The sequence below is a fragment of the Roseateles sp. GW821-FHT09H10 genome (assembly GCF_059415865.1).
Window position 1 is genome coordinate 1549974 of the sequence record NZ_JBWKOB010000001.1, and the last position, 20534, is coordinate 1570507.

The 20534-nt window shown below is 69.7% G+C and carries 16 protein-coding genes; 8 read left to right on the forward strand and 8 right to left on the reverse strand.

All coding sequences use genetic code 11. The features are described 5' to 3' along the window. Positions 1-22 precede the first annotated feature (22 nt). Entirely contained in the window at positions 23-1312 is a 1290-nt protein-coding gene (locus AC07OY_RS07275; RefSeq protein WP_495041845.1) for a mechanosensitive ion channel family protein, read from the forward strand. Here AC07OY_RS07275 and AC07OY_RS07280 read toward each other — a convergent pair. After that, positions 1309-2271: a PEP-CTERM sorting domain-containing protein gene (locus tag AC07OY_RS07280; RefSeq protein WP_495041846.1), complete on the reverse strand. Its 963-nt coding sequence runs from the start codon at positions 2269-2271 to the stop codon at positions 1309-1311. The genes AC07OY_RS07275 and AC07OY_RS07280 overlap by 4 nt on opposite strands. Positions 2272-2457: 186 nt before the next feature. On the opposite strand from AC07OY_RS07280, the gene AC07OY_RS07285 reads away from it, so the two are divergent. Further along, positions 2458-3492, forward strand: coding sequence for a PEP-CTERM sorting domain-containing protein (locus tag AC07OY_RS07285; RefSeq protein WP_495041847.1), 1035 nt, complete (start codon positions 2458-2460; stop codon positions 3490-3492). Here the strand turns inward: AC07OY_RS07285 and ahr are convergent. From ahr to AC07OY_RS07300, 3 genes are read right to left on the reverse strand one after another with little or no spacing between them, the layout of a single operon-like run. Next, a complete protein-coding gene (ahr, locus tag AC07OY_RS07290; RefSeq protein WP_495041848.1) occupies positions 3459-4475 on the reverse strand; it encodes an NADPH-dependent aldehyde reductase Ahr in 1017 nt (338 codons plus the stop codon). The genes AC07OY_RS07285 and ahr overlap by 34 nt on opposite strands. A gap of 11 nt (positions 4476-4486) precedes the next feature. Next, positions 4487-5332 carry a CE1 family esterase gene (locus AC07OY_RS07295; RefSeq protein ID WP_495041849.1) on the reverse strand — a complete coding sequence of 282 codons (846 nt, stop codon included), beginning with the start codon at positions 5330-5332 and terminating at the stop codon, positions 4487-4489. A gap of 12 nt (positions 5333-5344) precedes the next feature. After that, positions 5345-5803 carry a GNAT family N-acetyltransferase gene (locus AC07OY_RS07300; RefSeq protein ID WP_495041850.1) on the reverse strand — a complete coding sequence of 153 codons (459 nt, stop codon included), beginning with the start codon at positions 5801-5803 and terminating at the stop codon, positions 5345-5347. A gap of 83 nt (positions 5804-5886) precedes the next feature. Here AC07OY_RS07300 and AC07OY_RS07305 point away from each other — a divergent pair, with 83 nt between their 5' ends. Beyond that, positions 5887-6168, forward strand: coding sequence for a hypothetical protein (locus tag AC07OY_RS07305; RefSeq protein WP_495041851.1), 282 nt, complete (start codon positions 5887-5889; stop codon positions 6166-6168). Between the two features lie 26 nt (positions 6169-6194). Here AC07OY_RS07305 and AC07OY_RS07310 read toward each other — a convergent pair whose 3' ends face one another. Continuing rightward, the gene (locus tag AC07OY_RS07310) at positions 6195-7328 is read right to left on the reverse strand and encodes a branched-chain amino acid ABC transporter substrate-binding protein (RefSeq protein ID WP_495041852.1); all 1134 of its coding nucleotides are present in this window, start codon (positions 7326-7328) and stop codon (positions 6195-6197) included. A 111-nt stretch (positions 7329-7439) separates the two neighbouring features. Continuing rightward, complete coding sequence (locus AC07OY_RS07315) at positions 7440-8981, reverse strand: fumarate hydratase (RefSeq protein WP_495041853.1); 1542 nt, start codon at positions 8979-8981, stop codon at positions 7440-7442. Between the two features lie 112 nt (positions 8982-9093). Between AC07OY_RS07315 and fumC the strand changes: the two genes are divergently transcribed. After that, complete coding sequence (gene fumC / locus AC07OY_RS07320; protein WP_495041854.1) at positions 9094-10479, forward strand: class II fumarate hydratase; 1386 nt, start codon at positions 9094-9096, stop codon at positions 10477-10479. 4 nt (positions 10480-10483) lie between these two features. Here the strand turns inward: fumC and AC07OY_RS07325 are convergent, their stop codons facing one another. After that, positions 10484-11062 (reverse strand): TIGR00645 family protein, encoded by a 579-nt coding sequence (locus AC07OY_RS07325; protein ID WP_495041855.1) that lies wholly within the window; start codon positions 11060-11062, stop codon positions 10484-10486. A 179-nt stretch (positions 11063-11241) separates the two neighbouring features. Here AC07OY_RS07325 and AC07OY_RS07330 point away from each other — a divergent pair, with 179 nt between their 5' ends. The 4 genes from AC07OY_RS07330 to acs all read left to right on the forward strand — a co-directional run bounded on the left by AC07OY_RS07330 (position 11242) and on the right by acs (position 18964). Further along, a complete protein-coding gene (locus AC07OY_RS07330) occupies positions 11242-14136 on the forward strand; it encodes a protein kinase domain-containing protein (RefSeq protein WP_495041856.1) in 2895 nt (964 codons plus the stop codon). 68 nt (positions 14137-14204) lie between these two features. Continuing rightward, positions 14205-14765 (forward strand): ECF-type sigma factor, encoded by a 561-nt coding sequence (locus AC07OY_RS07335; RefSeq protein ID WP_495041857.1) that lies wholly within the window; start codon positions 14205-14207, stop codon positions 14763-14765. A 73-nt stretch (positions 14766-14838) separates the two neighbouring features. After that, the gene (locus AC07OY_RS07340; protein ID WP_495041858.1) at positions 14839-16890 is read left to right on the forward strand and encodes an amidohydrolase family protein; all 2052 of its coding nucleotides are present in this window, start codon (positions 14839-14841) and stop codon (positions 16888-16890) included. Positions 16891-17002: 112 nt separating this feature from the next. Continuing rightward, the gene (acs, locus tag AC07OY_RS07345; protein ID WP_495041859.1) at positions 17003-18964 is read left to right on the forward strand and encodes an acetate--CoA ligase; all 1962 of its coding nucleotides are present in this window, start codon (positions 17003-17005) and stop codon (positions 18962-18964) included. Positions 18965-19022: 58 nt separating this feature from the next. Here acs and AC07OY_RS07350 read toward each other — a convergent pair whose 3' ends face one another. Continuing rightward, complete coding sequence (locus AC07OY_RS07350; RefSeq protein WP_495041860.1) at positions 19023-20399, reverse strand: esterase-like activity of phytase family protein; 1377 nt, start codon at positions 20397-20399, stop codon at positions 19023-19025. Positions 20400-20534: the final 135 nt, after the last annotated feature.

Consider the following 20534-nt stretch of genomic DNA (forward strand, 5'->3'; position numbering starts at 1 on the left):
GCCCGGGCCTGACATGAACTCAATGCATCAACCTCTGAGCTGGAGCGAACTCCAGGCCCTGCTGGCCCGTGTCTTCAGCGCCGACGCCCTCGCCGAATGGGGGCTGCTGCTCGGCTGCCTGGCCCTGGCCGGCCTGCTGAGCTGGGCACTGTCGCGCGCCGCCACCCGGCGCGAGCACAGCGTGCTGTTCGGCGACCGCGTCATCGATGGCGCGCTGTTCCCGCTGCTGGCCCTGGCCCTGGCCTTCGGTGCCCGCCGCCTGCTGCCGCTGTGGGGGCTGGCGCCGGCCCTGTTCAAGCTGGCCCTGCCGGTGCTGGTGTCGCTGGCCGTGATCCGCGTCATCGCCCGCGTGCTGCGCGCGGCCTGGCCCGATTCGGCGCCCATCCGCCTCGTGGAGCGCTTGGGGTCGTGGCTCATGTGGCTGGGCGCGGTGCTGTGGATCACCGGCCTGCTGCCCGTCATCCTGGACGAGCTGGACGACATCGGCTGGAAGTTCGGCACCGTCAAGCTGACGCTGCGCAACCTCATCGAGGGCGGCCTGACGGCGGCCCTGGTGCTGGTCGTGGCCCTGTGGATCTCCTCGGCGATCGAATCGCGGCTGCTGCGGCGCGAGGCCATGGACCTGTCCATGCGCAAGATCGCCGCCAGCGCCATCCGCGCGCTGCTGCTCTTCGTCGGCCTGCTGTTCGCGCTGTCGGCGGCCGGCATCGACCTGACGGCCCTGGGCGTGCTGGGTGGCGCCCTGGGCGTGGGCCTGGGTTTCGGCCTGCAGAAGCTGGCGGCCAACTATGTGAGCGGCTTTGTCATCCTGGCCGAGCGCAGCTTGCGCATCGGCGACATGGTCAAGGTCGACGGCTTCGAGGGCCGCGTCACCGACATCAAGACGCGCTACACGGTGATCCGGTCGCTGGGCGGCAAGGAAGCCATCGTGCCCAACGAGATGCTGATCACGCAGCGGGTCGAGAACTCCTCGCTGGCCGATCCGCGGGTGCTGCTGTCCACCGTGGTGCAGGTGGAATACGACTGCGATGTCGACGCCGTCATGCAGGCCATCTCCGCCGCCGTCGTCGAGGTGCCGCGCGTGCTCAGCGACCCAGGCCCGTCCGTGCAGCTGAGCCGCTTTGCCGACAGCGGCATCGAGCTCAGCGTGTTCTTCTGGATCATGGACCCCGAGAACGGCAGCGGCGGCGTGCGCTCGGACGTCAACCTCGCCGTGCTGCACACGCTGCAGCGCCTGGGCGTGGACATTCCCTATCCGCAGCAGGTGCAGCGCCTGCCCAAGCCGGCAGCGGGGGCCGCCGACCCGGCCTAGGCGCGGCGGCGCAGGCCGAGGGCCGCGAGGCCTGCGCCCAGCAGCCAGAAGCCAGCCGGCTCCGGGACCGGCGACGGCAGCACCCAGCGCCCGTCGGGCAGCAGTTCCAGGCCGCTGTCGGCCGACAGGCCCAGGCCGGCGCCCACGCGGATGCCGCTGATGCCGGCAAAGCTGGCAGCGGCCGCCGGTTCTCCGCTGCTCGCCGCCAGGGCCGACAGGGGCACGCCCGCCGGCTGGCCGATCAGCACGAAATAGCCATTGCTGGCGGTGGCCGCCACGCCGAAGGAGATCTCGAAGCTGTCGCCTGCACTGGCTTCCAGGCTGAGCGAGAAAGGCTGGGACAGCCCGTTCTGCGGATGGCTGCCGTTGGCGAAACTCTCGTCCATGCGCGCACTGGCCACGCAGCGCTGGGCCTGGCAGGCCGATTGCCCCGGGCCCCTGAGGACCAGGCCGGCGTTGAAGCTCACCTGGGCGCCGGAGGAACTCACCGGCGGACGGGTGGACGGTGCAACCGCGGCCATGAAGCTGCCTTCCAGGCTCAGCAGGGCACGGGTGCCGGGGGTGCCGGTGAGCGTGCCGGTGATGGTGAGGATGCCGCCGGCTTCGGTGTAGCTGAAGGCGTCCGGATAGAAGAAGTTGCCCCTGTCGCTGGCCGTCAGCAGCTCCATGCGCGGTCGGCCCGCCTCCAGTCCGAAGCTGGCCCTGGCCGTGGCAGCGATCGGGTTGGACGTCCAGGGATCGGTGAAGCTGTCGAAGTTCGCCACGCTGGCGGAGACCGTGGAGCCGTGGACCTGACGCAGCCAGCGGTCGTCCGGGTCGCTCAGGATGCGCATGGGGTGGGGGCCCACGCGCACACGCGCCTCGGCGCGTACCGCGCTCTGCACGTCGGCCAGCGTATGGCCCGTCATCAGCACGCCGGCCACGGCCAGCAGCAGCGGGCTTGGGTCTCGATATCGCATTGCATTCTCCGTTCAGGTCGGGCCGACCATCGGCCTTGTCCGAACGAACGCAAAGGGCGCGGGAAACCGGCCAGCACCCCCCAAGGTTCAGGGGGCGCTGGTCAAGGGTTTTCCCCTCGCGCGAATCGAGGATGACTCGCCGCGCCGGCTCAGCACAATCGCCGCAGTTCCAGCCAGGAGACCTGCATGCGCCTCGTCCCGTCCGTTGTCTGCCTCGCCCTTGCCGCCGCCGCGACCTGCGCCAGCGCGGTGCCGACGGCCATCTCCAACGCCGCCTTCGCGGCCACCTATGTGCGCGACTGCCGCAGCCCGGCGGCCCAGGCGGCCGGCAGCACGACGCCGGACCGCTGCGAGGCTGCCCTGGATCCGTCCGGCCAGCCCATCTTCCGGCCCATCATCGAGCAGAACTCGCAGATGACCGTCGGCGGCACGTCGGCCGCGACGGCCGCGACCAACCCCATCGGCACGCATGGCGGCCAGGTCACCCGCTCGTCCATCGACGCCTCGGGCGCCGCCGGCGTGCTGCTGCTCAGCCAGGGCGCCTTCGCGGGCGAGTACGGCCGCGTGTCGGGCCACTCCCTGGGCCTGCAGAGCTTCCAGTACACCGGCAGCGGCTCCGAAGTGCGCAGCGTCCACAACGTGCTGGACTTCGTCTCCAGCATCACCCCTGCCGCCGGCCTCGATGGGCCGGGCGACCTCGAGCTGGGCACCACCAACGCCTCCGTCTATGCCAAGACGCGGGTGACGGTGTTCTCGCTGCTGGCCTCCACCTTCGATTTCGATCCCGATACCGGCTTTGGATTCGATCCCCAGAGCAGCGGCTTCTGGAGCCAGGCCTCCACGCGCGCCGACTTCCGCCTCGAAGGCGAGGTGCGCAACGACGGCATCACCGCCTCGGGCGCGGCGACGGACATCGACTTCACCGTCGAGGCCGGGCGCTACTACTTCATCGAGAGCTATCTTGGCCTGTGGGCGCGCTTCGGCGGCGAGCTGGACGCCACCCACACCTTCACGAGCACCCTGGGCGCGAAGGACCCGGCTGGCGCCTTCGTCGCCGATCCGAGCGAGTTCACGGCCGCCGCGGCCCTGGCGGCGCCCGTCGTCATCAACGTCGGCAACGTGCCCGAGCCCGCCACGCTGGCGCTGGCCGGCGTGGCCTTCGCGGCCCTGCTGGGCCAGCGCCGCGGTCAGCGGAAGTCGGCGTCCAGCACCACGCGGTAGCGCGCCTTGCCCGAGCGCAGGTGATCGAGGGCGTCGTTGACGCGGCTCATCGCGAAGCGCTCCACCTGCGGCAGGATCTGGTGCCGCGCCGCGAACTCCAGCATGGTCTTGAGCACCGAAGGCGGCGGCGTCGGCGAGGCCGACAGGCTCTTCTGCCAGCTCAGCAGGCCGCCGCTCTTCAGCGCCATCGCGTCGGTGACGACGCCCACCAGATGCATGCGGCCCTTGGGGGCCAGCGTGGCCAGCAGGGCGTCCCAGTTCAGCGCGGCGCCGACGGTGATCAGCAGAAAGTCCAGGCTTCCCGCGGCGGCCTTCAGCTCGGCCTTGTCGACGCTGGACAGGGTCTTGTGGGCGCCCAGGGCCAGGGCCTCGTCGCGCTTGGAGGCGGACGATGTGAAGGCCGTGACCTCGCAGCCCCAGGCGCGCGCGAACTTGACGGCCAGGTGACCCAGGCCGCCGATGCCGACGACGCCGACGCGGTCGGTCGGCTTGATGGCATGCAGCACGAAGGGCAGGAAGACCGTACCGCCGCCGCACATCAGCGGGCCCGCCGCGGCCGGGTCCAGCGCGTCGGGCAGGGGCACGGCCCAGGACCAGTGGGCCCGCAGGCGGTCGGCAAAGCCGCCATGGCGGCCGATCAGCGTCGGCTGGCGCTTGCCGCACAGATGCTGTTCGCCACCCAGGCAGAAATTGCAATGCGTGCAGCTGCTGGCATGCCAGCCCACGCCGACGCGCTGGCCGATCTGGCGGCCCTTGGCATGGGCGCCCAGCGCCGTGATGCGGCCGACGACCTCGTGGCCGGGCACGATGGGATAGCTGGCCGGGAACCACTCGCTGTCGATCATGGCGAGGTCGGAGTGGCAGATGCCGCAGTGCTCGACGCTGATCTCGACGTCCTCGTCGCCCAGCGGGCCGGGGTCGTAGTCAAACGGCTGCAGGGCGCCGCCGGGGGCGAGGGCGGCATAGGCGCGGATGTTGGACATGCGGGTCTCCTTTATTGCAGCGGGTGGGTCTTGAAGAACTGCCAGATGACGGCCGTCGCATCGACCTCGGTGCGCGGCCAGACATGGCCCATGCCGTCGATGCGCAGCAGGCGGACCTCGGCCGCCGCTGCGCAGCCTTCATAGCGCAGGGTCTGCAGCGGCCCCGGCTGCTTGTCCTGGACCAGCTTGGGCTGGCAGCGGTTGTGCGTCGCCCAGCCGGCCAGGGCCTCGGGCACGCTCTCCACCCATTCGCCGCCGCGGTCGCCGTGGCCTTCGTAGGCATTGGTGTAGTCGGCCAGGCCGTGGATGGTCAGCACCGGCACGGCGCGGCCCGGGCAGGGGCCGGTCCAGCGCAGGCCGCCGACCGGCGCGATGGACGCGATGCGCTGGTTCAGGCGGCAGCCCAGCAGCGAGGACATGCGGCCGCCCCCGGAGAAGCCGGTGGCATGGACGCGCGCCGGGTCGATGCAGACCTGGGCGCCGACCTGGTCGATGACGTCGGACACGTATCGCACGTCGTCGGCGCGTGGCGTGAAGACGGGCACGTTCCAGCGCGAGTCCTCGGCCTGCAGCGTGGCGACGGCAAAGCCCTCGCGGGCGGCCAGGGCCTCAAGGCCTGTCGTCTTCGCGTGGCCGGTGGCGTTGCCGCCCGTGCCATGCAGGTCCAGGACCAGGGGCAGGCGCGTCTGGCCGGCGAGGCCGGGCGGCACGAAGAGCCGGTAGGTCCGCGCGCGGCCGCCCGAGCTCAGCTCGCGCATCTCGCCGTTGACGGGCGCCAGCGAGCAGGCCTGGGCCTGGGCGAGCGGCGCAAGGGCGCACAGGACCAGCAGCAGGGCGGTGGTTTGGAGCAGTCGCATGTCAGCGCCCCCTCAAGCCACGTCGCGCGCGTAGACGATGAAGCCCACATGGTGGGCGACCTTGTCGTAGAGGGCGCGGCCGGCGGCGTTGGTGGTGTGGGTCTGCCAGTAGACGCGCTTGATGCCGGCCTCGTGGGCGGCCGCGTAGACGGCCTCGATCAGCGCCCGGCCGACGCCGCGGCCACGGGCCTCGGGCGTGGTGAAGAGGTCCTGCAGATAGCAGGTCAGCTCGATGCGCGTCGTGCTGCGGTGGTAGAGGTAGTGGACGAGGCCGAGCAGGCGGCCGCCTTCATCCTCGGCCACCAGGGCATGGACGGGTTCGCTGGCGTCGAAGAAGCGCGCCCAGGTCGTCTCGGTGATCTCGGCGGGCAGGGCGGTCTCGCCAACGCGCTCATAGAAGGCGTTGTAGCCGTCCCAGAGCGGCTGCCAGGCGGCGCGGTCTGAAGTTCGAAGAGGGCGGGTCGTGATCATCGTGAAGCATTGTGGCGGCGATGCATACATTGGCTTCACTTTTTGCCGTCAGCATGCCATCACCGATTCACGAAGGACTTCCCATGAAAACCAGCCTCCTGCTCCCCCTGCTGCTGGCCGCCGCGGCGGCCCAGGCCCAGCCGCAGGGCGGCCCGCCTCCCGGCGGCGAACGCCGCGGCCCGCCGCCCGAGGCCTTGGCCGCCTGCAAGACGGCCAAGGCCGGCGCCGATTGCAGCTTCACGCATGAGAGCCGCACGCTGAAGGGCAGCTGCTGGGCGCCCGAGGGCCGGCCGCTGGCCTGCCGGCCCAAGGACATGCCGCCGCCCCCGCCACAAGGCGCGTCGGCAGCGCCTCCCAAGCGCTGATTCCGGGCGTCAGCCGGGGCGCGGTGTCACCACTCCGAAGCGCGCATCACCGGCTGCCATTGGCCGCGTTCGATGTTGTAGACGCTGATGCTGCCAAAGCGCTGCTCGCCGCCTTCATTGAAGCGCAGGCTGTTGGTGACGGGGCCATGCAGGTCCAGCGACTTCAGCGCGGCCAGCACCTTGGCGGGCTCGGCGCTGGCGGCGCGCTTGACGGCCTCGCTGATGGAGAACACCGCGTCATAGGCGTAGTGCGCACCGTAGGCGATGGCCTGCTTGTTTTCCGTGGTGAAGCGTTCGACGAAGGGCTTGCCGGAATCGAACTCGATGGCTTCGACGATGGGCGACGTGGCCACGACGCGGCGCAGCGGCAAGGGCTTCTTGGGCAGCAGGTCGGTCTTGATGGTGTCGCCGCCGATCAGCTGCGCGTCCTGCAAGCCGGCCGCGGCCATCTGCTTCATCAGCGCCTCGACCTGGAAGTCGGCCAGCGTGGTGACGACGCAATCGATCTTGGCCGCCGCCATCTTGGCCGCGTCCGCGCTGAAATCGGTGGTCTTGTCGTCACGCGTGATGCGCAGGGCCACGGCCTTGCCCAGGGTCTTCATGTGGGCGGTCACGCCGTCGATCAGGCCCTTGCCATAGGGGGTGCCGTCGTCGATGAGCGCGAAGCTCGTCGCTCCCATGGAGCCCGCGGCATAGCCCGCCATGGCCTTGGCCTGCACGTCGTCGTTGGCCACCAGCCGCAGCGTGGTGGGCAGGCCGAGTTGCGTGTAGCGGGGATTGGTGGAGATGGCCAGCTGCGCGACGCTGGCGGCGCCATAGATGGGCGCGGCCTCGATGCTGACGCCCGAGTTCAGGTGGCCGATGACGGCGACGACGCCCGCGCTGACCAGTTGCTGCGCCACCGCCTTGCCGGTGGCCGCGTCCGACTTGTCGTCACCCGACACCAGCTCGAACTTGACGGGCTTGCCGTCGACCAGGAAGTTGGCCGCGTTCAGGTCCTTCACCGCCATCTGCGCACCGGTCAGCATGTCCTTGCCGAGACGGTCCAGCGGGCCGCTGAGCGGCTGGGCGACGCCGATCTTGATGGTGTCGGGAATGCGCGAGCAGGCGCCAACGAAGGGGGTGATGGCCGTGGCGATCAGCAGGGAGCGACGTTGCATGGGCGAAGGGATTCCTTGTGAGGCGGGCATGCTAGCAAGCGATGCCCGCGCCGCACCCGCCGATCGTCGGCGCGTCGCCACAGTGCGGGCGGGCCTGGCCCGCCCACGGCCTCAGGCCGTCGCGACCGGGATGCCGACCGGCTTGCCCGAAGCGATGCGCTGCTTCCACTCGGCCGGGCCGGTGATGTGGGCGCTGGTGCCGCTGGCGTCGACCGCCACGGTGACGGGCATGTCGACCACGTCGAACTCGTAGATGGCTTCCATGCCGAGGTCCTCGAAGCCGACGACCTTGGCGCCCTTGATGGCCTTGCTGACGAGGTAGGCCGAACCGCCGACCGCCATCAGGTAGGCGCTCTTGTGGTTCTTGATCGACTCGATGGCGACCGGGCCGCGCTCGGCCTTGCCCACCATGGCGATGAGGCCGGTTTGGCTGAGCATCATGTCGGTGAACTTGTCCATGCGCGTGGCCGTCGTCGGGCCGGCGGGGCCGACCACCTCGTCACGCACCGGGTCCACCGGGCCGACGTAGTAGATGACGCGGTTCTTGAAGTCCACCGGCAGCGGCTCGCCCTTGGCCAGCATGTCCTGGATGCGCTTGTGGGCGGCGTCGCGGCCGGTCAGCATCTTGCCGTTCAGCAGCAGCGTGTCGCCGGGCTTCCAGCTGGCCACGTCGGCGGGCGTGAGCGTGTTCAGGTCGACGCGCTTGCTCTTGTTGTAGTCGGGCGCCCAGTTGACGTCGGGCCACAGGTCCAGGCTGGGGGCTTCGAGGTAGCTCGGGCCGCTGCCGTCCAGCACGAAGTGGGCGTGGCGGGTGGCCGCGCAGTTCGGGATCATCGCGATGGGCTTGCTGGCCGCATGGGTCGGGAAGGTCTTGATCTTCACGTCCAGCACGGTGGTCAGGCCGCCGAGGCCTTGCGCGCCGATGCCCAGCGCGTTGACCTTTTCGTAGAGCTCGATGCGCATCTCTTCGAGCTTGTTCTGAGGGCCGCGCTGCAGCAGCTCGTACATGTCGATGTCTTCCATCAGCGCCTGCTTGGCCAGCAGGGCCGCCTTCTCGGCCGTGCCGCCGACGCCGATGCCGAGCATGCCCGGCGGGCACCAGCCGGCGCCCATGGTGGGCACGGTCTTCAGCACCCAGTCGACGATGTCGTCCCCGGGGTTGAGCATGTAGACCTTGCTCTTGTTCTCCGAGCCGCCGCCCTTGGCCGCGACGATGACGTCGACGGTGTTGCCGGGCACGACTTCCATCTGCACGACGGCGGGCGTGTTGTCCTTGGTGTTCTTGCGCGCAAAGATGGGGTCGTCCAGCACGGACGCGCGCAGCTTGTTGTCGGGGTTGAGGTAGCCCTGGCGCACGCCCTCGTTGACGGCGTCTTCGATGCTGCCGCTGAAGCCTTCCCAGCGCACGTCCATGCCGATCTTCAGGAAGACATTGACGATGCCGGTGTCCTGGCAGATGGGCCGCTTGCCCTCGGCGCACATGCGGCTGTTGGTCAGGATCTGGGCGATCGCGTCCTTGGCGGCGGGGCTCTGCTCGCTTTCATAGGCGCGGGCCAGGTGGGCGATGTAGTCGGCCGGGTGGTAGTACGAGATGTACTGCAGTGCGGCGGCGACGCTGTCGATGAGGTCTTGCTGGCGGATCGTGGTGCTCATGAGGCGGTCCGGAGGTGGGTGGGCAAACCCTCGCATTATCAAAGCCTTATCGATGAGAATGGTTCTCATCGAGCCTATGCTGGCGTCTCAGTTTTCACGTTTCAGCAAGCCCATGACCACCCGACTCGAACGCGACACCTTCGGCCCCATCGAGGTGCCGGCCGACAAGTTGTGGGGGGCGCAGACGCAGCGCTCGCTGCAGAACTTCGACATCTCGGGTGAGCGCCAGGCACCCGAGCTGATCCGCGCACTCGCCCGCGTGAAGCGCGCCTCGGCTGTCGTCAACCAGGCGCTAGGCCTGCAGGATGCGAAGAAGACCGACGCCATCGTCGCCGCGGCCGATGAAGTCATTGGCGGCCTGCATGCCGACGAGTTCCCCCTGGTCGTCTGGCAGACCGGCTCGGGCACGCAGACCAACATGAACGTCAACGAGGTGCTGGCCAACCGCGCCAGCGAGCTGCTGGGTGGTGAGCGCGGCGAGGGGCGGCTGGTGCACCCCAACGACGACGTCAACCGCAGCCAGAGCAGCAACGACGTCTTCCCCACGGCCATGCATGTGGCTGCCGTGCAGGCACTGGTGGAGCGCCTGCTGCCGCCGCTGCAGGCGCTGCGCACGACGCTGCAGCAGAAGGCCGAGGCCTATGACGGCATCGTCAAGATCGGCCGCACCCATCTGCAGGACGCGACGCCGCTGACCCTGGGCCAGGAGATCTCGGGCTGGGTCGCCCAGTTGAACCACGGCGAACGCCATGTGCTGGCGGCGCTTCCGCATCTCTATGAACTGGCTCTGGGCGGCACGGCGGTCGGCACCGGGCTCAACGCGCCCAAGGGCTATGCCGAGGCAGTGGCCGCCGAGCTGGCGCGGCTGACCGGCCATGCCTTCGTCACGGCGCCGAACAAGTTCGAGGCCATGGCCTCCTGCGACGCCCTCGTGCACGCCCACGGCGCGCTGAAGACGCTGGCTGCCAGCATGAACAAGATCGCCAACGACGTGCGCTGGCTGGCCAGCGGCCCGCGCAGCGGCATCGGCGAGATCTCCATCCCGGAGAACGAGCCGGGCTCGTCCATCATGCCGGGCAAGGTCAACCCGACGCAGAGCGAGGCGGTGACCATGCTGGCGGCCCAGGTCATGGGCAATGACGTGGCCATCAACATCGGCGGTGCGTCGGGCAACTTCGAGCTCAACGTGTTCCGCCCGATGGTCATCCACAACTTCCTGCAGAGCGTGCGCCTGCTGGCGGATGGCATGGCGAGCTTCAACACCCACTGCGCCGTCGGCATCACGCCCAACGAGGGCCGCATCAACGAGCTGGTGGAGCGCTCACTGATGCTGGTGACGGCGCTCAACACCCACATCGGCTATGACAAGGCCGCGCAGATCGCCAAGAAGGCGCACAAGGAAGGGACCAGCCTGCGCCAGGCGGCGCTGGCCCTGGGCCATGTGACGGCCGAGCAGTTCGATGCCTGGGTGGTGCCCGGCCAGATGGTCGGACGCTGACACTTCAGTGCTTGTCGCTGTGGTGGGCCAGCAGGCGGTCCGTGTAGGCGATCGCCATGGCCGACAGCAGGAAGGCGATGTGGATGATGGTCTGCCACATCAGCGTCTGTTCCTTGTAGTTGTCGGCGTTGATGAAGGTCTTCAGCAGGTGGATGGAGCTGATGCCGATGATGGCCGTGGCCAGCTTGACCTTCAGGACCGACGCGTTCACGTGGCTCAGCCACTCGGGCTGGTCAGGGTGGCCGTCCAGGTCCATGCGCGACACAAAGGTCTCGTAGCCGCCGACGATGACCATGATCAGCAGGTTGGAGATCATGACCACGTCGATCAGACCCAGCACGACCAGCATCAGGATGGTCTCGTTGAGCTTGCCGGGCAGGGCCTCGCCCTTGTAGCCGATGCTCTTGACCAGGATGTCCAGCGCCGCCTGGTTGCCGAAAGCCGCCTCGATCAGATGCACCAGCTCGGTCCAGAACTGGAAGACATAGACGGCCTGGGCCAGGATCAGGCCCAGATACAGGGGCAACTGCAGCCAGCGGCTGGCGAAGATCAGGCGGGGCAGGGGGCGCAGCGGGGAGGTCATCGAATCCTTGGGGTGCGAGATACAGCGAGCGGATTCTAGGGAAGCTGGCATGACGGCTTGATGCGCCTGCGGTCGAGGGCCCGTGCGCAAACTGCGGCGATCATGTCCGGGCTGCGCCCCTGACTGCGTCTGATGGAGCATCTGGGTCTGATGGAGTGAGCATGCCTGCCGATGCTGAAATGCCTTTCGCCGCTGTCGACCTGCCCCTGTTGAGTTCGATGTTCGACGCCGTTGCCATGCTGGGCCCCGGCGGCCGTGAGGCGTGGTTCGCTGCGTTGCCGGACGATCAGCGGCGGTTTGAACCGGCGCTGCGCCGCATGCTGGACCGGCAGGCCAGCTTGGGCCGCGAGACCGGCGATCTCGTCCTGCCGCGGCTGGAGGCGGTGCCCGACGCCGGGAGCGCTGGCGCGGGAAGCCGCGTCGGCCCCTATGTCCTGGAGCGCGAACTGGGCCGCGGTGGCATGGGCACGGTGTGGCTGGCGGAACGAGCCGATGGATTGCTCAAGCGCCAGGTCGCGCTGAAGCTGCCCCGCCTGGCCTGGGACCGTGGCCTGGCGGAGCGCATGGCCCGCGAACGCGACATCGGCGCCCTCCTGGAGCATCCCCACATCGCCCGGCTCTACGACGCCGGAGTTGACGACCTCGGTCGGCCCTATCTGGCCTTCGAGTACGTGGACGGCAGGCCCATCGACGCCTACTGCGACGAGATGCAGCTGGACATCGGCGGGCGCTTGCGGCTTTTCGTCCAGGTCGCGCGCGCCGTGGCCTACGCGCATGGCCGCCTGGTCGTGCACCGCGACCTGAAGCCGAGCAACGTGCTGGTCTCCGCGGACGGCGAGGTCCACCTGCTCGACTTCGGCATTGCCAAGCTGGTCCACGAAGGCGGGGCGGGCGACACGGTCACGCTGGCCGGCCGTGCGATGACGCCGCGCTACGCGTCGCCCGAGCAGGTGTCGGGGGAGGCGGTGACGGTGCAATCGGATGCCTACAGCCTCGGCGTGCTGCTGTTCGAGTTGCTGACGGGCCGCCTGCCACTGCGGGACGCCGAGAGCAGTCCTGGCGCGGGGCCGGGCGACCCGCCTCGCGCCAGCAGCGTGGTGGACGACGCGGCACAGGCGCGCCGTCTGCGGGGGGAACTCGACGCCATCCTCGGCAAGGCCATGCGGCATGCACCCGAGAACCGCTATGCCACGGCCGATGCGCTCGCGCGAGATGTCGAGAGCCACCTCGCGGGCGAGCCGGTATCCGCGCGGCCGGACTCGCTGGGATACCGGTTGAGCAAGCTGTTGAGACGCTACTGGCTGCCGCTCGGCGCGGGCTCGGCGGTCGTGCTCACGGGCCTCGCCGCAGGGAGCGTTGCGGTGCTGCAGAGCCAGCGGGCGGCGCGCCAGGCTGAGCGCGTCCAGGCGGTGACGGCCTACGTCTCCGACCTCTTCCAGGCCAGCACCCGGCCTCAAGGCCCCGGCCTGGCGCCCTCGGCGCTGGAGAACGGGGCCCACCTCATCGCGCAGCGCTTCCAGGATCAACCCGATATCCAGTCGACCCTGTACTCGACGGTCGCCCAGGCTTACGCGGACATTGGCGCCTACGCGCAGGCCGCCGACTTCTCCGAGCGTGCGTTGGCGCTGCTGGAGCGAGCGGCCGCCACGCCGTCCAGGGCCGGCGAGGCGGCCAAAGTCAGGTTGCTGATGGCCAATGCCGCGCTCGGGCAGGAAGACTACGGCAAGGCCGAGCAATTGGCGCGGCAGGCGCTGAGCGCCCTCGGTCCGGACGACAAGGCCTGGGTGGATCTGCAGGTCGTCGTCGCACGCGCGGCCTTCAAGGACGGGCAGCAGGACCGGGCGCGCCAAGCCCTGGAGGCGCTGGAGCGCCAGCCCGCAGCGGCGGAGCCGAAGTCGGCGAGCAGCCAGGCCTGGGTGCAGTGGCTCAAGGGCGAGTTCACTCAGGACATGGCCCAGGCCATCGAACTGCTGCGCGCCGGGCTGCGCGAGATGCTGGCCGCGCAAGGGCCCGCGGCGCCTGCCGTGATCGACATGCAGCTGGATCTGGGACGCCGCCTGCTGCAGGTCAACCAGCTCGACGAAGGCATCGCAGCCTACGAGCACGCCGTGGCGACGCTGCGCTCGCTGGGCGGCCCCAATGCCATCCGTGCCGAGCTGGCGCAGGCCAACTTCCATCATGTGCGCTGCTATATGGGCCAGGAGCCTCAGCCGGACGCCGTGGCCGCGCTGGAGCGGGCGCGGGCGGCACTGTCGGCCCTGAGCGCCGTGGTGCCGGCAGGGCTGCGCGCCGATGTCGACCTGAAGCTCGCCAATTGCAGAACGATTGGCGACGAGTTCGACGAGGCGCGGCGCCTGTTGGCGGCAGCGGCGCCGTCCTACCTGGGGGCACACCCGACGCTGGCGCGGCAATTCACCGTGGAGTCGCTGCAGTTCTCGATTCACGAGGCCCGGGGCGAACACGGCGAGGCCATCGCGGCGCTGCGCCGGATGATGGAACTGCGGCGGCGCATGGGCAGCTACTCGCGCTCGTTCGAGCCGGGCGACTGGATCACCGCTGCGCACAACCACCTCATGGCCGGCGAGCTGGCCGAAGCCGAGGCGGTCCTGGCGCGAGCACCGGCCTTCACCGGCCTGTGGGCCGACCCGGTGTCCGGCGGGCACTACCCCCGTTGGCTGCCTATCGAGCGGGCCTGGCTGCAGCTCGCCCATGGCAGGCTGGACGCCGCCCTTGCCGCGATGCCGCCGCGCCTGGAGCCGGAACAGCAATACCTTCCGCCCCACAACGAGCCCGCCCTGCGTGGGGAGATCTTTTGCGCCGGCCAGCGCAAGGCGCAGGGCCTGGCTCTGCTGCAGGAAAGCATCGAGTTCCTGGCGCCCTCCATGGGCAAGGGAGACCTGCAGCTGGCGCGGATGCGGTCGGTCGCCGGCCTGTGCGCGCTGGCCCTGGGCCGGCGCACCCAGGCCACCGCCCACGCCGCGGCCGCCCGGCAGGCGCTGGCCCTGCACTCGAAGCGCAGCCCGTGGTTCGAGGCGCCGCAGCGGCAGTTGGAGATCGCGCTGGCACAGCGTTGAGCGCCGGCGTGGACTCCGTCCTCTTTTCGGATGATGGTCTGCGGGCGCGCAGCTGGCAGGATGCGCGCGTGCCCAACGATGTCATCCAGACCTTCATCGAGCAGGTCAACGCCGGCAGCCCCGGCGCCCAGGACCGGCTCTTTGCCGCCGCCTACACCGAACTGCGCAAGCTGGCCCGTTCGCGCCTGCGCGACGGCGGGCGCAACACCGTGCTCGACACCACCGTGCTCGTGCATGAGAGCTATCTGCGCTTCCTGGGCAGCGGCCGCCTGCGCTCGGACAGCCGGCGCGCCTTCTTCGCCTATGCCTCGCAGGTGATGCGCTCCGTCATCATCGACGCGGTGCGCGAGCGCCAGGCTCAGCGCCGCGGCGGCGACCTGGCAAAGCTGACGCTGGACACCCACGTCGCCGACGGCACGCCGGCCGGGGAGGACGAGGTGCTCAAGGTGCACGAGGCCCTGGAGGCCCTGGCCGCCGCCGAGCCGCGCCTGGCCAAGGTCGTCGAGATGCGCTATTTCGGCGGCTACAGCGACCTCGAGATCGCCGAGGCCCTGCAGCTCACCGACCGCACCGTGAGGCGGGACTGGGACAAGGCGCGGCTGCTGCTGGGGGTGTTGCTGGGGGCTTGAGCCTTGTCCGGATCGGCGGCACGGCTGCGTCCGTGGGTAGGTGGGCAAGCCGCCCGCGTCCAGGGAGCGCCCCATGATCCTGCATCACCGCCTTGTCCTTCGAGGCCTGCTCGCCCTCGCCCTGCTGCACGGCGCGGCGGTCGCGACGGCCGCCGCCGCCCGCTATTCCGTGCTGGTGCAGGGCCAGGTCGCCGGCCATCTGCGTGTCGAGGTGCAGGCCGACGGCCGCATCGAGACCGACTACAGCTACCGCGACAACGGCCGCGGGCCGGACGTGAAGGAGAGCTTCCGCCTCGCCGCCAACGGCGCGCCGCGCGACTACCGCGGCCGCGGCCGCGGCACCCTGGGCGCCGAGATCGCCGAGGACTTCGACGTGGTGGCGGACCAGGCGCGCTGGCGTTCGCGGGCCGACAGCGGCGAGGCGCCGGCGGGCGAGGACTTCGTCTTCGTCCCGCTGGAGGCCTCGCCCGGCTACTACGGCGCCCTGGTGGGCATGCTGCTGGCCCAACCCGACGGCAGTGGCGCCACGCTGGGCGGGATCAGGGTCCGTGCCGAGGTGCTGGCCCGGTTCACGCCCGACGAGGAGACCGGACCGCTGGCCCTGGTGGCCGTCACCGGCGCGGATGCCCAGCCCTGGTACTACTGGGTGCGCGACGACGCCGGCCACGCGCTGTTCGCCATCACCTGGCCGGGCTTCGCGATTGCCGAGAAGGACGCCGAGACGCTGGTGCCCGCCCTGCTGGCCCGCCAGCAGCAGGCCGCCGACGAGCGCCTGGCCACGCTGCGCCAGCGCCTGGCAAAGCCGCTGGACGGCGTGACGCTGATCCGCAATGTGCGCTGGTTCGATGCGCCGGCAGCGCGCATGCGCGGGCCCGCCGACGTGTGGATCTCGCATGGCCGCATCGACGCGGTGACCGCGCCCGGAGCCCTCCGGGTGCTGCCCGAGCGCGCCATCGACGGCCGTGGCCGCACGCTGCTGCCGGGCCTGTGGGACATGCATGCCCATCTGTGGAGCGGGGAGGGCTTGGCCCACCTGGCCGCCGGCGTCACCAGTGTCCGCGACACCGGCAACGACAACGCCGAGTTGCAGCGCCTGCGCCAGCGCATCGAGCGCGGCGAGATCATCGGGCCCAACGTCCACGCGGCCGGCTTCATCGAAGGCAAGAGCCCCCATTCGGCGCGCACCGGCATCGTCGCGGGGACGCTGGAGGAGGCGCTGGACGCGGTGGGCTGGTATGCCTGCCACGGCTTCGGGGGCGTCAAGCTCTACAACTCCATCCAGCCCGAATGGGTCAGGCCGCTGACCGACAAGGCCCACAGCCTGGGCCTGCATGTGAACGGCCATGTACCGGCCTTCATGCGGGCCGAGCAGGCCGTGCGCGGCGGCTATGACGAGCTGACCCACATCAACCAGGTGATGCTGAACTTCGTCGGCCGCCCCGGCGATGACAGCCGCACGCTGCTGCGCTTCCAGCGCGTCGGCAGCGACGCCCACCAGGTGGATCTCGCCAGCCCGGCGGTGCGGCGCTTTGTCGCGCTGCTGCGCGAACGCCGCACCGTGGTCGACCCGACGCTGGTGACCTTCGAGGCCATGTTCACCCAGGCCCAGGGCGAACTGGACCCGGTGCTGGGCGGCGTGGCCGGACATCTGCCGGTGCTGTGGCAGCGCCAGCTGCGCGTGGCCCCGATGGACCTGGCCGGCGACAAGCTGGCCGCCTACCGCGCCTCCTATGCCCGCATGCTGGGGCTGACGCGCGACATGCACCGCGCCGGCGTGCCCCTGGTGGCGGGCACCGACGGGGCCTCAGGCCTGGGCCTGCACCGCGAGCTGGCGCTTTACGTGAAGGCGGGGATTCCGGCGCCCGAAGCCTTGCGCATCGCCACCTGGAACGGCGCGCGCGTGGCCGGCGCCGGCGCCCAGCGCGGCCGCATCGAGCGGGGCTATGCGGCCGATCTGCTGCTGGTGGAGGGCGACCCGACGCGGGACATCACCGCGCTGAACCGCGCCAGCCTCGTCATCCAGGGCCGCGTGGCCTATGTGCCGGCCGAGCTCTACGAGGCCATGGGCTTCAAGCCTTTCGTCGGCGCGCCCCCCATGCTGACCCGGCCCGTCGGCGCCGATTGAGGCGGCAGGCGCTGCCTCTAGACTCCGGTGACCGGCTTGTAACGCGGCGTCAGGGCATCGTCAGATGCTCGACGCACAGTCCGCGCCAAGCAACATCAGGAGACGACAGGCCATGAGCACGCTGAACACCTACGCCCCCAGCCCCGAGTGGGTCGCCAATGCCCACGTGAAGGGCGAGGCCGGCTACGCCGCCCTGGTGGCAGAGGCCGAGAAGGACTACGCCGGCTACTGGGCCCGTCTGGCCCGCGAGCTGATCAGCTGGCAGACGCCCTTCACCAAGACCCTGAACGACAGCGATGCGCCGTTCTTCAAGTGGTTCGAGGACGGCAAGCTCAACGTCTCCTACAACTGCCTGGACCGCCATGTCGAGGCTGGCAAGGGCGCCAAGACGGCGCTGATCTTCGAGGCCGACGACGGCAGCGTCACGAACGTCAGCTATGCCGAGCTGCTGGACAAGGTCAGCCAGCTGGCCAATGCCCTCAAGGGCCGCGGCATCAAGAAGGGCGACCGCGTCGTCATCTACATGCCCATGTCGGTCGAGGGCGTGGTGGCCATGCAGGCCTGCGCCCGCATCGGCGCGACCCATTCCGTCGTGTTCGGCGGCTTCTCGGCCCAGTCGCTGCGCGACCGCGTGCAGGACGCCGGCGCCGTGGCCATCCTGTGCGCCGACGAGCAGCAGCGCGGCGGCAAGTCCCTGCCGCTGAAGGCCATCGTCGACGAGGCGCTGGACGGCGGCTCCTGCCCGACGCTCAAGGACGTCATCGTCTACAAGCGCACCGGCGGCAAGGTCAATTGGGTGGAAGGCCGCGACCTGTGGCTGCACGACCTGATGAGCGCCGAGTCGACGACCTGCGCGCCCGAATGGGTCGAGGCCGAGCACCCGCTCTTCCTGCTCTACACCTCGGGCTCCACCGGCAAGCCCAAGGGCGTGCAGCACAGCACCGGCGGCTATCTGCTGCATGCGGCCCTGACCACCAAGTGGACCTTCGACCTGAAGGACGACGACATCTTCTGGTGCACGGCCGACATCGGCTGGGTCACCGGCCACACCTACATCACCTACGGCCCGCTGGCCCTGGGCGGCACCGAGATCGTCTTCGAGGGCGTGCCCACCTACCCGGACGCCGGCCGCTTCTGGCAGATGATCCAGAAGCACAAGGTCAGCATCTTCTACACGGCACCGACCGCCATCCGCTCGCTGATCAAGGCGGCCGAGACCAACGAGGCCGTGCACCCGAAGAAGTACGACCTGACGTCCTTGCGCCTGCTGGGCTCGGTGGGCGAGCCCATCAACCCGGCCGCCTGGGAGTGGTACCACCAGCATGTCGGCGGCGGCCGCTGCCCCATCGTCGACACCTTCTGGCAGACCGAGACCGGCGGCCACATGATCACGCCGCTGCCCGGCGTGACGACGCTGGTGCCCGGCTCCTGCACGCTGCCCTTCCCGGGCATCACGGCGGCCATCGTCGACGAGACCGGCAACGACGTGCCCAACGGCCAGGGCGGCATCCTGGTCGTCAAGAAGCCCTGGCCTTCGATGATCCGCACCATCTACGGCGACCCGGAGCGCTTCAAGAAGAGCTACTACCCGGCTGAGCTCAAGGGCTACTACCTGGCCGGCGACGGCGCTATCCGCGACGCCGAGACGGGCTACTTCACCATCACCGGCCGCATCGACGACGTGCTGAATGTGTCGGGCCATCGCATGGGCACGATGGAAATCGAATCGGCCCTGGTCAGCTGCACCGAGCTGGTGGCCGAGGCCGCCGTGGTGGGCCGCCCGGACGACACCACCGGCGAGGCCATCTGCGCCTTCGTCGTGCTGAAGCGCCCCCGCCCGAGCGGCGACGAGGCCAAGGCCATCGCCAAGCAGCTGCGCGACCACGTCGCCAAGGAGATCGGCCCCATCGCCAAGCCCAAGGACATCCGCTTCGGCGACAACCTGCCCAAGACGCGCTCGGGCAAGATCATGCGGCGGCTGCTGAGGTCGGTGGCGAAGGGGGAGAGCGTCACGCAAGATACGTCGACGCTGGAGAACCCGGCAATCCTGGAACAACTGGGCCAAGCTTACTGATCGGGCCTTGCCAGTGAAAAGGCCGCACTCGGGCGGCTTTTATTTTGGTTGATTCGGATCAACCGCGTTGGCGACGGCGGGCGACAAAACCCACCATGCCCATGCCGCCCAGCAGCAGCGCCCACTGGCCCGGCTCCGGCACCGCCGCCACATTGAGGGCGGTGTCCAGATGGATCTTCAGGAACTCGGTGTTGTCCGAGCCGAGGTTGCGGCCACCGGTGCCGGGGTAGTTGTTGTCGTTGGCGACCAGCAGGGTGTGGGCGTCCAGGATGAGCACGCTCTCGATGGTCGTGAACGGGAAGGTGAAGGCGGCGCTGCCGTCGCCGTTCAGGTCATTCGGGTCGGCGATGTTCATCAGGTCGACGACCTCGCTCTTGATGACGTTGCCGCTGGCGTCGACGTTGTTCAGGTCGATCTTGAAGATCTTCTTGAAGGGCGTGCCACCGCCGGTGGCGGTGGCACCGTTGCGTTCGATGATGAGGAACTCGTGGTCGTTGATGGCCGTCATGTCGCCGATGTTGGTGCCGGCGGCGTCGAGCTTGTAGTTCCACCGCTGGCCGGTGTAGGCCTCGGTGTTCACGTCGAAGGCATTGATGCGCAGGGTCTTGGCCGCGTCGCCCGTGACCGTGCCTTCCAGCAGCGTGTAGAGGCGGTCGCCTGCCGGGTTGATGGCCATGCCCTCGAAGCCGTTGGAGCGGCCCAGCGTGGGGCTGAGGGTGCCATTGACGACGGCCTCGTTCTGCGGCGAGGCCACGCCGAGCATGCCGATCTCGCGGCGCAGCACCTCGCCCTGGGCATTGGTCTTGACCAGGTAGGGGCCAAACTCGTCGCCGAACCACAGGTTGCCGTTCTTGTCCTTGCGCACCGACTCGATGTCGAGGTCGGCGCCGGTCAGCAGGCGGCCGCTGCGGATGCTGGGGTCGACCAGCGGGTTGGCGGCGCTGTTGTAGTAGCGGCTGTAGTCGGCCTGGATCTTCAGCGACAGCTGCTGGTTGGGGTCGGACAGCGTGATGTAGCTGCCGGCCGTGAAGCCGGGCAGGGCGGCGCCGGTTTTGAAATTGGCGGCGGAGACCGTGCCCGTGCCGCCCGTGGCCGTCCTGAAATCGGGCGTTACTGCGTACATGCGCAGCAGCGCGTCGCCCGAGTTCTCCTTGGCGCCGAAGCCGTTGTCGGGCATGAAGAGGTAGCTGCCGGCCGTCGGGCCGGCCAGCACGGCCGAGAAGCCCTGCACGGGCTGCTTGTCCAGCAGGGGCAGGGCATTGCCGCCGGCGCCGCTGGCGAACTGGCCGGACGTCGGGCCGGTGGCGAAGGTGTTGGCCGGCATCAGGGCCCAGCCTTCCAGCTTGGCCGGGGCGGCCAGGGCCGCGCCGGCCGGGAACAGGGCGAGGACGGTCGCTGCGATGGCGGCGAGGTGCGAGGGGCGGATGGTGGTCATGGCGACGCCGGTGAAGGGAGCGCAGAACAGCCTGCGCGCCGATTCTTCGAGGCGGCCATGAATTGCCCGTGAAGCGGTCGTGACGGTTCCACAAAGAGAAACAGGCCCTCGCGGGGCCTGTCTTTCGTGGGGTGG

Coding starts and splice junctions, on each gene's coding strand:
- AC07OY_RS07315 (WP_495041853.1), bottom strand. CDS start 8,981: ATGAGCACCACGATCCGCCAGCAAGACCTCATCGACAGCGTCGCCGCC.
- AC07OY_RS07275 (WP_495041845.1), top strand. CDS start 23: ATGCATCAACCTCTGAGCTGGAGCGAACTCCAGGCCCTGCTGGCCCGT.
- AC07OY_RS07300 (WP_495041850.1), bottom strand. CDS start 5,803: ATGATCACGACCCGCCCTCTTCGAACTTCAGACCGCGCCGCCTGGCAG.
- fumC (WP_495041854.1), top strand. CDS start 9,094: ATGACCACCCGACTCGAACGCGACACCTTCGGCCCCATCGAGGTGCCG.
- AC07OY_RS07295 (WP_495041849.1), bottom strand. CDS start 5,332: ATGCGACTGCTCCAAACCACCGCCCTGCTGCTGGTCCTGTGCGCCCTT.
- AC07OY_RS07350 (WP_495041860.1), bottom strand. CDS start 20,399: ATGACCACCATCCGCCCCTCGCACCTCGCCGCCATCGCAGCGACCGTC.
- AC07OY_RS07310 (WP_495041852.1), bottom strand. CDS start 7,328: ATGCAACGTCGCTCCCTGCTGATCGCCACGGCCATCACCCCCTTCGTT.
- acs (WP_495041859.1), top strand. CDS start 17,003: ATGAGCACGCTGAACACCTACGCCCCCAGCCCCGAGTGGGTCGCCAAT.
- AC07OY_RS07305 (WP_495041851.1), top strand. CDS start 5,887: ATGAAAACCAGCCTCCTGCTCCCCCTGCTGCTGGCCGCCGCGGCGGCC.
- AC07OY_RS07280 (WP_495041846.1), bottom strand. CDS start 2,271: ATGCGATATCGAGACCCAAGCCCGCTGCTGCTGGCCGTGGCCGGCGTG.
- AC07OY_RS07330 (WP_495041856.1), top strand. CDS start 11,242: ATGCCTTTCGCCGCTGTCGACCTGCCCCTGTTGAGTTCGATGTTCGAC.
- ahr (WP_495041848.1), bottom strand. CDS start 4,475: ATGTCCAACATCCGCGCCTATGCCGCCCTCGCCCCCGGCGGCGCCCTG.
- AC07OY_RS07285 (WP_495041847.1), top strand. CDS start 2,458: ATGCGCCTCGTCCCGTCCGTTGTCTGCCTCGCCCTTGCCGCCGCCGCG.
- AC07OY_RS07340 (WP_495041858.1), top strand. CDS start 14,839: ATGATCCTGCATCACCGCCTTGTCCTTCGAGGCCTGCTCGCCCTCGCC.
- AC07OY_RS07325 (WP_495041855.1), bottom strand. CDS start 11,062: ATGACCTCCCCGCTGCGCCCCCTGCCCCGCCTGATCTTCGCCAGCCGC.